Genomic DNA, 12,899 nt, shown 5'->3' on the forward strand with positions numbered 1-12,899 from the left:
GATGAAAGCTTTTCAAGTAAGAGCACCTTTTGAATTCGGCCTCGCACACGTCGATGTACCGCAAGTGGCGCAGGGTGAAGTCAAGGTTGACGTCGCCTACGCCGGTATTTGCGGCTCGGACATGCACATCATCCATGGGCAAAACGCCTTTGTGCAATTTCCCAGGGTGACCGGCCATGAGTTCTCCGGCGTGGTGCGCGAAGTGGGCGAGGGCGTTGAAAACCTGAAAGTCGGTGACCGCGTGTGCATTGACCCGGTCATCAGTTGCGGCACCTGCTACCCGTGCCGGATCAACCGCCCGAACGTCTGCACGCGGCTGCAAGTGATTGGCGTACACCGCGATGGCGGCTTCAGTGAGCAGGTCTGCGTGCCGGCTGGCAATGCCCACCGCCTGCCTGACTCGATGTCCCTGAGCCATGCGGCGCTGGTTGAACCTTATTCCATTGCCCTCAACGTACTCGATCGTATGCAGCCCCACCCGGGCGATCACCTGTTGATCTACGGCGCGGGCGTGATTGGCTTGACCCTGGTGCAAATGGCCCGGGCGCTGGGGCTGACGGATATCACCGTGACCGACGTCATCGATACACGCCTGGAAACCGCCAAGGCACTCGGTGCCAGCCGCACGCTCAACGGCAAGGATGTCGACGTTGAGGCAGCCATGCGCGAGCTGACCGATGGCGAAGGCGTGCCGCTGATCGTTGATGCGGCCTGCATTCCGGCACTGATGCCGCAAATGGTGCGCCTGGCCTCGCCCGCAGGGCGTATCGGCCTGCTGGGGTTCAATGCGGTGCCGAGCGACCTGGTGCAACTGGAAATGATCAAGAAAGAACTGACGCTGGTGGGGTCGCGCCTGAACAATCGCAAGTTCCCCAAGGTGATCGAACTGATTGCCAGCGGCAAATTACACGTCCAGGAATTGATCAGCCATCGCGTCAGCTTCGACGAAATGCCGGGGGCCATCGATTTGATCGAAAGCCATCCCGAGCAAACCCGCAAGGTCCTCGTGGAACTGAATGGCGCCCATCCATAGCCGTCTGTAGATACTCGTGCCCCCGGGGGCACCCTCACCGAATAAACACAAAAAGCGGGAGGTTCCAATGTTTGGTCAAGGTCGCACGTTAATCATCATCATGCTGTTCCTGGCAGGCGTCATTAACTACCTGGATCGCTCGGCATTGTCCGTCGCGGCTCCGTTCATCCAGAAAGACTACGGTCTGACCACGGGTGAGATGGGCATGATCTTCAGCAGTTTTTTCGTCGGTTATGCGGTGTTCAACTTTATCGGCGGCTGGGCAGCCGACCGCTACGGCGCGAAAACCACGCTGTTGCTGGCGATGGTGCTGTGGTCGCTGTTCAGCGGTCTCACGGTGCTGACGATTGGCTTTGCCTCGCTGGTGCTGATCCGCATCCTGTTCGGGATGGGGGAGGGGCCACTGAGTGTCACGACGAGCAAGATGATCAACAACTGGTACACCCCCAAGCGCAGGGCCCGGGCGCTCGGCACATCAATGTCCGGCACGCCGCTGGGCGGGGCGATTTCCGGGCCGGTGGTGGGCTTCATTGCCGTCACCTACGGCTGGAAGATGTCGTTCATTATCATCATGGTGATCGGCCTGGTGTGGGCGGCGGTGTGGTACAAATTCGTCAAGGAACGGCCTGAAGGCGAGGGCGCCGAGAGTATTGTGCGGGCCGAGGGCCAAAGCGAGCTGGCGGCGCAGCCGGTGTTCCCGCTGCGGTTCTACCTCAAGCAGCCGACGGTGCTGTTCACGTCCCTGGCGTTCTTTTCCTATAACTACACGCTGTTTTTCTTCCTGACCTGGTTCCCCAGTTATCTGACCATGGCCCACGGCCTCAACGTCAAGGACATGAGCATCGCCACGGTCATCCCCTGGGTCCTGGGTTTCCTCGGCCTGGCCCTGGGCGGGTTCATTTCCGACTTCGTGTTCAAGAAAACCGGGCGGATGATGTTCTCCCGCAAGGTGGTGCTGGTGACGTGCCTGTTGCTCTGCGCGGGGTGTATCGCCTTTGCCGGCGTCGTCAAGACCCTGTATCCGGCGGTCATCCTCGTCGCCTTGGCCGTGTTCTTCCTTTACCTCACGGGTGCCATCTACTGGGCGATCATCCAGGACACCGTGCCCGCAGCGCGGGTGGGCGGGGTCAGTGGCTTCATGCATTTCCTGGCCAATACCTCGGGCATCATTGGCCCGACCCTGACCGGCTTTCTGGTGCAATTCACCGGCTCGTTCACCAGTGCCTTTTTGCTGGCGGGATTGTTGACCGTGATTGGCGCCGTGTGTGTAGCCCGTTACGTCAAACCGCTTTCGGTAGCGGATACCGGTCACTCGCCAGCACACAGCCCGCAACCAGGCCCGGTCCTCAGCCGGCCATAACCCGTCATGAAAGGAGCGTATCGATGCCTGTTGTGAATCGTGTGCCCGCTACCGGCGCTGTCCGTGAGATCGGTATCGTGCACCTTGGCCTGGGGGCGTTTCATCGCGCTCACCAGGCGGTCTACCTGCAACGCCATCTCAACCGTCATGGCCAAAGTGAGTGGGGCGTGTGCAGCGCCAACCTTCGCTCAAACCGCACATTGGTCGATCAATTGCGCGAGCAGGACGGCCGTTACCATGTGGCCGAGTATCGCGACCGCGAGCAGGTGACGTTGCGTGAGATCGGTGTGTTGCGCCAGGCCTTGTATGTGGGCGAGGGCGGCGCAGACCTGGAGTTGCTGTTGCAGCGCATGGCCGCGCCGCAAACGCGGATCGTCACGCTCACCGTCACCGAAAAAGGCTACTGCTTGAGCCCAGCCTCTGGGCAGCTGCGCATCGACGACCCGGCGATTGCCCATGACATCGCTCATCCGCAAACGCCGCGCACCGCACCCGGCATTGTCCTCGAAGCCCTGCGCCGGCGCCGCGCCGCAGGCCTTGCGGCGTTCACTGTGTTGTGCTGCGACAACATGCCAGACAACGGCCAGCGCACCCGCCAGGCAGTCAGTGCATTGGCGGCGTTGCAGGACGAAGGGTTGAAGCAGTGGGTCAACGAGCAGGTAGCGTTTCCTGGCTGCATGGTCGACCGGATCGTCCCCGCCATGGACGGTGAATCCTTCGCTCGCCTGGAACAGCAACTCGATTGCCACGACCGTGCGGCCGTGGCGTGTGAAAGTTTCAGCCAATGGGTGATCGAGGATCACTTTCCTCTCGGGCGTCCGGATTGGGAGGTGGAGGGCGTCCAGATGGTGGATGACGTGCGCCCCTTTGAAACGATGAAGCTGCGCATGCTCAACGGCAGCCATTCGTTACTGGCTTATGTGGGGTTGCTGGCCGGCCATGAAACTGTGTTCGACGCTATCAACGATGCGGACCTGGCGCATTTCATCGAGCGCTACATGGCCGAGGAAGCGGCGCCCACCCTGGACATGCCGACAGGCCTCGATCTAGCGGCCTATGCCCACGATCTGAAGGCGCGCTTTGCCAATGACAGCCTGCAACATCGCCTGCGTCAGATCGCCATGGACGGCTCGCAGAAACTGCCGCAACGCTGGTTGCTCGGTGCGCAGCGGTTGCTCGACGAGGGACGCGGCGTTGCCTGCACCGCATTGGGTATCGCCGCGTGGATTCACTATTGCACGCAGCCGCCGAGCGGCGGGCCGGCGCCGGTGGTTGACGACCCGTTAAGCGCAACCTTCGCCGATCTTGCAGCACGATTCGAAGGCGCATCCCTGGTGGATGCCTTTCTGGATCTGGGCGACGTGTTCCCCGCCGTGTTGTCTGACCGCGCAGCTTTTCGCGATGCCGTGCAAGGCGCCTATGGCGCTCTGGTCCGCGACGGCATAAGCAGCCTTTTGCACACCTTTGCTGCACCCAACTAACAAGAAGGAGAAAAAACATGGAACAGACATGGCGTTGGTTTGGCCCCCAAGACCCGATCTCCCTGGCGGACGTTCGCCAAACCGGCGCGACCGGTATCGTCACCGCGTTGCACGAAATCCCCAATGGTGAGGTCTGGCCGGTGGACGCCATCGCGGCGCGCAAACAGATGATCGAAGCCGCAGGCTTGAGCTGGTCGGTGGTGGAAAGCATCCCGGTGCATGAAGACATCAAGCGCGGCTGCGGCCGGCGTGACGAGTACATTGCCAACTATCAGCAAAGCGTACGTAACCTGGCGAGCTGCGGCATCGATCTCGTGTGCTACAACTTCATGCCGGTGCTGGACTGGACCCGCACCGACCTGGCGTATGAGCTGGCGGATGGCGGTTGGGCGCTGCGTTTCGATCAGACCGCGTTTGCCGCGTTCGACCTGTTCATCCTGCAACGCCCGGATGCGCAAGCCGAATACAGCGCCGAGGACATCCAACAGGCCAGGGCCTACTTCGAGCAACTGACGCCCGCCCAGAGCGAGCGCCTGGTCAACACCCTGATCGCCGGTTTGCCCGGCGCCGAAGAGCACTACAGCCTGGAAGACTTCCGGGCCTTGCTGCGCACCTATGCGGACATCGACGAAGCCAGGCTGCGTGAACACCTGGCGTACTTTCTGCGCGCGGTGGTTCCGGTGGCAGAGGACGTGGGCGTGCGCATGGCGATCCACCCGGACGACCCACCCCGTGCCCTGCTCGGCTTGCCACGCATTCTGTCCACTGCCGCAGACGCCCAATGGTTGCTGGACGCCGCCCCGAGCCCGGCCAATGGCCTGACGTTCTGCACCGGCTCCTATGGCGTGCGCGAAGACAACGATCTGGTGGCGATGGCCAAGCACTTTGCGCCGTACATCTACTTTACCCACCTGCGCTCAACGCGCCGCGAGGCAGACCCGCGCAGCTTCCACGAAGCTCATCACCTGGGCGGCGACGTTGACATGGTCGGGGTCATCACTGCCCTGGTGGCGGAAGAGCGCAGACGTGAACGCGAAGGTGGCCCGCGCTTGCCGTTGCGCCCGGACCATGGGCATCAACTGCTTGACGATCAGCACCGAAAAAGCAACCCCGGCTATTCGCTGATCGGTCGCCTCAAGGGTCTGGCCGAACTGCGCGGTGTGGAACTGGCCGTGCGTCAACAGCTGGGCTGAATGTGCGCCGCAAGATCAGTCTACCGACGTTTGCAGCACCTCAATCCATAACGCACCTTTGCCCGACGGCGCTTCGCCAACACGTTTCAAGGCGCCGTTGTTGCTGACTGCGTAAGTGCCGACTGTGGCGCTTTTCTCGCCCGTCACCAGCAGCCAGTGCCCGTTGGGTGAAAAAGCGATATTGCGTGGCTGCTGCTCTTGCACCGGATAGTTCGCAAGAAAGCTCAAGCAGTCTGTTGAAGGGTCGACCGCGAAAGCCGACATCGAGCTGCTGGTACGCTCGGAAGATTGCCCGCGTAGGCGAAACGGTTGTAGTGGTAGTCATCCTATGACTGTGCCTTAGCGACAGCAATCGCTGTTTGCTCAGAATTGAAAAACATGCCTTGGCTCAGGTGCGGCGTTTGCAAGACGTTGGCCGGGTTCAATGTTATCCATACAGCCCGACGCCCCCCACTTTCCGCTGGTGAAACATTTCTAAACACTCTCGTTCAAGAATTGTTGTACGACGTCGTATCTATCGTGTTCGACTGCGCTCGTTCTCACAAAAAAAATAAATGGAGATACCCTCTATGACGAGCATTCGTTCCGTCGAAGGCCAGGCCGCGGCGCCCGCGCAAAATCGATTTTCCCGAATACTCAAACTGCTGGGCCCCGGAATCATCGCTGTACTGTCATGGCTGGGCGCAGGTGACCTGATCACGTCGTCCGTGGCCGGTGCCAATTACGGTTACGCAATGATGTGGGTGCTGGCGGTCTCGCTGCTCTTGAGATACCTGATCGTAAACATCATCGCGCGCTTCCAGTTGTGTAATAACCAGGGCATGACCATCCTGCAGGGCTATGCCCAACTGAATCCCTTTTTCGCCTGGTTCATGCTCGTCTACGCCCTGTTGATGGGGCACTTGATGAATGCCTACATGATCAAAGGGGCGGGTGAGTCGCTGGCGATGCTGTTTAAAAGCGACCAGCCACTGCTGTGTTCATTGGCGGTGATACTCGCTGTGTGGATGCTGGTGGGGCGTAATATCTATTCGATGATCGAAGGCGTGATGAAAGTGCTGTTGGCGATCATGACCCTGGCCTTCATTGCCTTGGCCGTGATGTCCGGTCCTGATGTGGTCGGCATCGTCAAGGGCACCATCGGCTTCAGCATCCCGCCGGATGAAGGCGTGCACGGCGCGCTGCTGGTGGCGGTATCGGTTATCGGCGCGGTTGCAGGCTCCATCGCCAACTTCGTGCATCCGTATGTCATGCGCCAAAAGGGCTGGGTCGGGCCGCAGCACAAGCGTGTTCAACGCAACGATTTGCTGTTTGCAGTGTTCGTCGGGATCGTCATCAACCTGGCCATCTGGATCGTCGGCGCGGAAATCCTGCGGCCCAACGGCATCGAGGTGAAGACCTTGGGCGATCTGGGCAAGGCCCTGGAAATGTTCTTCGGCCCGGTGGGTTGGTATGTGTTCTTCATCGGCGTGTTCGCTACCTTGTTTGCCAGCATTTCCGGCAAGACCACGGCGTTTCCGATGCTGATTACCGATGCCTTCCAGCACGTTCGTCCTGAACGTCGCGAAAAGTTCGGCAAGGAGTTTCATCATGACCCGATGCACAAATGGTTCATGCTGTTCATCCTGGTGACACCGTTGATCTGGTCGCTGCCAGGCATGCCGGATTTCGTGACCCTGACCATTGGCGTCAGCGCGTTGAACATCATTGGCTTGCCGGTTATTTCCCTGGGCCTGCTGATCATGTCCAACCAGAAGTCGCTGCTGGACAAGCAATATCGCAACAACCTGTTTGAAAACATCGCGTTGCTCTTCGCTACAGGCCTTGCGCTGTGGGTTGCCTTCCAGTTGAGCGTCGATCTGTTTACCTGACAACGCGCCACCGGGGGGCGCAATGTCCCTCGGTGGCTAACCTAGGCGCGCATGTGTGCAGCGAACCAGGTAGCTACCCAACGCAGCCGCCTGATCGTTGGTAAAGAACCCTGCCAGATAGCCATCCGGCCTGACCAGCACGGCGCAGCCTTCACCGAGGCCGTAGAACCGGGCGAACTGACCCAGGTGATCTTCGATCTCCAACCCGGGCCCGACGCTGTGAATGTGCAAGCCAGCCCTTGGCGCGAAGTTCGAGGGGCCATTGACCAGCAAGGTCCAATGGGTGCCTTGGAACAGGTTGAACAAACGCGTTGGGCTGCCGCTTGCGCCTCGCACGATGGCATCAGGTGCACGATCGCCTGGCGCGAGCGCGCTTTTGGCAACTTGCGACGCGAGCGATAACGGCGAGTGCGGATAGCCGATATCCAACTGCTGGGCTTCACGGGGTCGTCGGTTGTCGCCGGTCTTGAAACCTGCAAGCAGCCGCGTGGACAGGCCGAGCACATCCGCCGCCACTGGCCGGCGCTCAGCTTCGTAGGTGTCGAGTAGCGTCTCTGGTGCGCCGGCCAATACGGCGGCCAGCTTCCAGCCCAGGTTGTAGGCGTCCTGGATGCTGGTGTTGAGCCCTTGGCCGCCCGTTGGCGGATGGACATGCGCCGCATCGCCGACCAGGAACACCGGCCCCTCCCGGTAACGCTCGGCGAGCCTGGCATTCATGCTGTAGGTGGAGGACCAGGCGACTGAACGGACCGTGATGTCTGTACGTCCGGTGTGCAGGGCAACGCGTTCGGTCAGCGCCGCCGCGCAGAGGTCAATCTCGCCCTCCAGGGGAACAGGTGCCTGGATCTGGAACAGGTCGGTGCCGGCCAACGGGCAGATAGCCAATGGGCCTGAGCCCCCATCCCCAAACTGGTGCCACACGTCGCGCGACAGTCCAGCCAATTCCACATCGGCCACGATCGCTCGCACGCCCAGGGTCTTGCCCGCAAAGTCAATCCCCAAGGTGCTGCGTACGAAGCTGCGCCCACCATCGGCGCCCACCAGGTATCGGGCCTGGAGTGTCTGCTCGCCATCCGGGGTTGCGAGTACGGCGTTGACCCCATCGGTCCCGACCACCATTGCGGTCAGCTCGACCCCAAACGCGGGGGCATGCCCAAGTTCGATCAAGCGCTCGCGCAAGATCGCTTCGGTCTTGAACTGGGGAATCATCAACGCAAGGCAATACGGCTCTGCAGGTGTGGGCTCGGCAACGCTCGTTACCGGCTGGTCAGCGTGACTGCCATCGGGCGCGTATTTGCGAATAGCCGGGTAGATACCCCCTGCGGCCCTGACCCGGTCCAGGATCCCGAGATCTTCGAAAACCTCCTGGGTGCGAGGCTGTATGCCTTTGCCGCGCGAGCCCGAAAAGGGGGAGGGGCGCTTTTCGATGAGGGCAAAGTTCACCCCGCGCCGGGCCAAGTCGATTGCCAGGGTCAGGCCAGCGGCACCGGCACCACAAATCAGAACGTCAACAGAGTCACGCATTTCACTTCGCCTAACAATGTGTAAGATGCACATAACAGGGAGCAGCTTATGACTACGAAAAATAAAGTGCAAGATACACATATATCAGTGCAGATGAAGGATCTGCACCGGTCCTTGATCTCGATCGTGAGTGTGATGAACCGCCCTCGCAACGACGAGCGGCTGATCGCGGAAGCGGGTGTCCATCTGGATCAGGCGCTCTTTCGCCTGCTGGTGGTCATCGAGCGGGTAGGGCCGATTGGCGTCGTGGATCTGGCAGGTCGCCTGGGCCGGGACTACACGACCATCAGCCGCCAGGTCTCCAAGCTTGAACGCATGGAGTTGGTAATTCGGCATGAGAACTCTGAAGATCGCCGGATGCGCGAGGCGGTGGTGTCTGAGAAAGGCAAGGCGGTCACCGACAAGATCGACCAGGCGCGTGAGCGCCTGGCCCGGGAAATTTTTCAGGACTGGGCTGCCGAAGACATCACCTCCCTGGTGCGCCTGATGCGTCAATTCGCGCAGGCCCTGGAGCAGGGCACGGAAGCTGGCTAGCTTCGGCAGCTTATGACGTGCGTTGCCTCATGCGCTGCCGGTCTCACACGCCAGCGTTTGCTCCTGATGTGAAATCGGCAGCACTGCCAGGTGCGGCGATTCGCTGAAGTACTCGATCAGCAGTTCGGTGAGGACGCGTATTTTGCGGGCGGGATGCGCGCCCGGCGGGCGGATGAGGTAAGCACCGGCCGGGGGCGGGGGATGGTTGGTCATGATCGGCACCAGTGCGCCGATTGCGATGTGTTCATGGGTGAGGCAATCGGGCAGGTAGGCGACGCCAAGGCCTGCGGTCGCGGCGGCGAGGGCGGTGCCATTGTGACGATCGACTTCGACACGCCGAGCCGCAGCGCCGCCTGTGAAATACCCCCCCGCATCAGCCACTTCTACAAAAGTCTGCAGCTCTTCGATATCCATAGGTGCGTTCCCCTTTGCGCGACACAGCTCGCCTCGGGATGCTACTACTGCATCGAATATGGGAACAGCACAATGAATTTCCAGGCACGCATCCTTCGCGTGTGTTCTGGCATTCATACCCGCACGGGCTCCGTCGCGTTCACACACGCGCGTCACCCATAAAAAGGATTTACCCATGACAAGCGAGACTCTGCGCAACCCCCACACCGATCAGCTACTGACCCCGGAAAATTCGGCGTTGATCATCATCGATTATCAGCCTGTCCAGGTGTCCTCGATCCGCTCGATGCCGCGTGACGAACTCGTCTTCAACATCACCAGCGTCGCCAGGGCGGCGGTCAACTACAACCTTCCGATCATCCATTCCACCGTCAATGTCGCGACCGGCCGCAACAAGCCGCCGATCCAGGAACTGCAAGAGGTGCTCGGCCACCTGCCGACCTATGACCGCACCTCGATCAACAGCTGGGAGGACACCGCATTCAAAGAGGCGGTCAAGGCGCTTGGGCGCAAGAAACTCATCATGACGGCGCTCTGGACTGAAGCCTGCCTGACATTCCCGGTGCTCGACGCTATCCAGGAAGGCTATGAAGTGTACGTGCCGGTCGATGCGGTGGGCGGCACATCGCTCGCCGCACACGAAGCGGCGTTGCGCCGAATGGAACAGGCAGGCGCTAAGCTCATCAGCCGCGTGCAGATGTACTGCGAATTGCAGCGCGACTGGGCGCGAGAAGCGACCGTGCCGGGCTTTATGGACGTGTTTGCGAATTTCGATGGGTTCAATGCTGAAAAGGCCTTGGAGGCGGCAGGCAAGAAGGCCTGATCAGCGGGCAGTGAATGAAAGGTGGCGCTCGCGAAAGCGAGCGCTGCCTTTTAGCTGACGCCAATCTACGCTGATGGACGTGCTGCCCATCAGGCGTATTTTTAGTGCGATTAAAGGGCAGCAATGCGCCGTGATACTGTCCCGTGAATGACTCTAATGCACAATCGCTTGGGTTTGCGGCGCCAGAACCGGTTGCCTCGCTCCATACACCAACACCTTGATCATTATCACCGCCGCTGCCAGCGCGCAGAAAACCAGGCCGCTAACGATAGTCCCCTCCATGCCCATGCGCGCGAGGAACCATCCGCCCGCTGTTGCCCCGAGCGTTACGCCCAGATTGATGAATGAAATATAGAGACCGGTGACAAACTCTGGCGCTTCCGGGGCCTCGGAGGTCAGCCAAACCTGGGTCACGATCAGTCCACTGGTATGGGTTGCCCCCCACAGAACCACGATCAGAACCATTGGCAAAATGGCCGGGCTGGCAAAGAAGTGGAGGATCAGGTACGACGCTCCCAGCATGATCGGGTGCATCAGCGTGGTCACTGTCTTGTTCTTTGACAGCAGGCGACCTGCCAGCAAATTACCGGCCACACCGCCTACACCGAACAGGATCAACATGGCGCTGATCACTTCACCGCTCATGCCGACTTCGCGCGACAGGTACTCGGCGCTGTAGGAGTACACCGAAAACATCGCACCGAATATCAGCGTCGAAGCCAGCATGTTAAGCCACAGCGTAGGCTTGCGCAGAATGGCCAGTTGTTCACCGTAAGGCGTCCGCTGGCCGGCGAAGGTATCGGGTAACCGGGCAATGATGCCCAGGCCGGCGATGACGTTGACGGCGGTGCAGAACAGGAATGCCGCTTCGTAGGAAAAACGTGCCGCGATCCAGGTGGTGATAGGGACGCCGAGTACCATGCCCATGCTGGTGCCGACAAACGCCTTGGCCGTGGCCTGCGTGGCTTGCTCTTTGGGATAGAGGGAGACCACCGCGACAAACGCCAGCGAGAAATACACCGGATGGAAGAACGCGGGAATGATCCTCAGGATCGCGAGTGTTCCGTAGGTGGGCGCATAAGCTGACAAGGCGCTGGCGCCGGCAAAAATGAACAGCGAGAGGGTCAGGATTCGCTTGCGGTTGTAGCGCGAGAACAGCAGCACCATGAAGGGACCGAATACCGCGATGATCAGAGCGAACAAACCTACCAGGTAACCGGCCTCGGACGCGCTGACTCTGTAGCGTTCGATGATCACCGGCAAAATACCGACCACGCCGAATTCGATGGTATAGACGCCGAACAGGCCCAAGGCAATGAAAAACAACGGGTTGAACATTTTCATGGTCGGTCCTCCAGGGCCACGATGACTTTGCCCAATTGCTTACCGCCTTCCAGGTATTGCATCCAGACCCTCCCGAGGGTGTCCGAATGCCGGATCAGCATCGCCGGCACCCTATCAAACGCCATAGACGGCGTTGCACAGATCAACGGTGAATTGGCCGAACATGCCTTCGAAGGCGGTATTGGTGAACGCCACCACGGACAGCTGCTGTGCCGGGTCGACGAACCAGGAATGACCAAACGCTCCACCCAGGCGCCAGGTGCCCGCTGACTCCGGAACCTGCGCTGCTTGCGGATCGGTCAGTACGGTGAACCCCAGGCCGAAACCGCGTCCTGGCCAATTGTCCAGTTCCAAATTGCCGGTCTGCACGGTCCCCATTTCCTTGGCCAGGTTCGCTGGCATAAGCGCGCCACCCCCCTGGCGCAGGGTTTCGAGCAGCGTCAGGAATTCCTCGGCGGAGCCGATCATGCCGGAGCCGCCTGAAGGGTAGGCGCTGTCGTCAAGGGCACGGTCCGCGTCCATGCGGATGCCCGCGGTGTTCTCGAAAACCTCGATCACTTCCACGCCCTTCATGCGTCGTGGGGCAGGATCCGCATTGAGATAGGCGGCCGTCAGGCGAGACGTGTCGACCACGTTGAAACGGGTATCGGACAGGCCGAGCGGCTCGCACACCAATTGGTTGATCGCGTCGGCCAGACTGTTGTCACACACCCTGGCAATGAGTGCGCCCAACACATCGGTGGCTATCGAATACCCCCAGTCGGCGCCGGGACGGTACAGCAGCGGCGCGGTCGCCAGTCGCCGGATGTTTTCTTCCAGCGTCAGCGGCGCGTTTTCCAGCCCGTCACACACACCAGCACGCGCATAGGCGCCGCCACCTTTGGCTTCGAGGAAGCCGTAACCCAGACCGGCTGTATGGCTGAGCAAATGGCGTACGGTGATCGACGCGCGGGAACCGTCCACCAGGGATGGCTGAAATTCCGGTAGCCAGCGGGCGACGGGGTCGTCCAGGCCAATGCGGCCTTGGGCAACCAAGGCCAGCGCGGCGGCGGAGGTGATCGGTTTGGTGACTGAGGAGAGACGGAACAAGGCGTCGGTGCGCATCGGTAAACCGGCCTCTCGATCGGCCAGCCCCACGGCGTTGCGATAGGTGATTTCGCCGCGACGGGCGACCAGCACGACGGCCCCCACCAGGCGCTTGTCTTCGATGGCGCTGTTCAGTGCCGCGTCGATTCGCGCCTGCATGGGATCGGTGGCGATAGCGCTGGATAATTGAATGGTTTCTTTGGCGGTCATGTTCGCGATTCCCTGCTGGTAGTAGA

Annotated in this window: 10 protein-coding genes and 2 pseudogenes; 7 read left to right on the forward strand and 5 right to left on the reverse strand. The window is 60.6% G+C overall.

All coding sequences use genetic code 11. From position 1 onward, the window contains the following. The first annotated feature begins 1 nt into the window (after position 1). The 4 genes from C4J88_RS10580 (at position 2) to uxuA (ending at position 5,067) form a co-directional block, all read left to right on the forward strand. Positions 2-1,033 (forward strand): Zn-dependent oxidoreductase, encoded by a 1,032-nt coding sequence (locus tag C4J88_RS10580; protein WP_124406865.1) that lies wholly within the window; start codon positions 2-4, stop codon positions 1,031-1,033. Positions 1,034-1,100: 67 nt separating this feature from the next. After that, on the forward strand, positions 1,101-2,393 hold the full coding sequence (locus tag C4J88_RS10585; protein WP_124366585.1) for an MFS transporter: 1,293 nt from the start codon (positions 1,101-1,103) through the stop codon (positions 2,391-2,393). 23 nt (positions 2,394-2,416) lie between these two features. Further along, positions 2,417-3,874 carry a mannitol dehydrogenase family protein gene (locus tag C4J88_RS10590; protein WP_124406866.1) on the forward strand — a complete coding sequence of 486 codons (1,458 nt, stop codon included), beginning with the start codon at positions 2,417-2,419 and terminating at the stop codon, positions 3,872-3,874. Between the two features lie 17 nt (positions 3,875-3,891). After that, the gene (gene uxuA, locus C4J88_RS10595) at positions 3,892-5,067 is read left to right on the forward strand and encodes a mannonate dehydratase (protein ID WP_124406867.1); all 1,176 of its coding nucleotides are present in this window, start codon (positions 3,892-3,894) and stop codon (positions 5,065-5,067) included. A 15-nt stretch (positions 5,068-5,082) separates the two neighbouring features. Here uxuA and C4J88_RS10600 read toward each other — a convergent pair. After that, a pseudogene (locus tag C4J88_RS10600) lies at positions 5,083-5,352 on the reverse strand (lactonase family protein); the annotation flags it as partial. A 284-nt stretch (positions 5,353-5,636) separates the two neighbouring features. Here C4J88_RS10600 and C4J88_RS10605 point away from each other — a divergent pair. Then, positions 5,637-6,938: an Nramp family divalent metal transporter gene (locus tag C4J88_RS10605; RefSeq protein WP_124406868.1), complete on the forward strand. Its 1,302-nt coding sequence runs from the start codon at positions 5,637-5,639 to the stop codon at positions 6,936-6,938. 36 nt (positions 6,939-6,974) lie between these two features. Here C4J88_RS10605 and C4J88_RS10610 read toward each other — a convergent pair whose 3' ends face one another. Then, positions 6,975-8,462, reverse strand: coding sequence for an FAD-dependent oxidoreductase (locus tag C4J88_RS10610; protein ID WP_124406869.1), 1,488 nt, complete (start codon positions 8,460-8,462; stop codon positions 6,975-6,977). 48 nt (positions 8,463-8,510) lie between these two features. On the opposite strand from C4J88_RS10610, the gene C4J88_RS10615 reads away from it, so the two are divergent. Continuing rightward, positions 8,511-8,996, forward strand: coding sequence for a MarR family winged helix-turn-helix transcriptional regulator (locus C4J88_RS10615; protein WP_124406870.1), 486 nt, complete (start codon positions 8,511-8,513; stop codon positions 8,994-8,996). Positions 8,997-9,023: 27 nt separating this feature from the next. Here C4J88_RS10615 and C4J88_RS10620 read toward each other — a convergent pair. Beyond that, positions 9,024-9,311: pseudogene (locus C4J88_RS10620) on the reverse strand (LysR substrate-binding domain-containing protein); the annotation flags it as partial. Positions 9,312-9,585: 274 nt separating this feature from the next. On the opposite strand from C4J88_RS10620, the gene C4J88_RS10625 reads away from it, so the two are divergent. Next, complete coding sequence (locus C4J88_RS10625) at positions 9,586-10,233, forward strand: hydrolase (RefSeq protein ID WP_124406871.1); 648 nt, start codon at positions 9,586-9,588, stop codon at positions 10,231-10,233. A gap of 153 nt (positions 10,234-10,386) precedes the next feature. On the opposite strand, the gene C4J88_RS10630 is transcribed toward C4J88_RS10625, so the two are convergent. Both C4J88_RS10630 and C4J88_RS10635 read right to left on the reverse strand, forming a co-directional pair. Further along, the gene (locus tag C4J88_RS10630) at positions 10,387-11,577 is read right to left on the reverse strand and encodes an MFS transporter (protein WP_124406872.1); all 1,191 of its coding nucleotides are present in this window, start codon (positions 11,575-11,577) and stop codon (positions 10,387-10,389) included. A gap of 114 nt (positions 11,578-11,691) precedes the next feature. Next, positions 11,692-12,873, reverse strand: a complete 1,182-nt coding sequence (locus tag C4J88_RS10635; RefSeq protein WP_124406873.1) for a serine hydrolase — start codon at positions 12,871-12,873, stop codon at positions 11,692-11,694. Positions 12,874-12,899: the final 26 nt, after the last annotated feature.

Source organism: Pseudomonas sp. R4-39-08 (assembly GCF_003852275.1).
Classification (GTDB): domain Bacteria; phylum Pseudomonadota; class Gammaproteobacteria; order Pseudomonadales; family Pseudomonadaceae; genus Aquipseudomonas.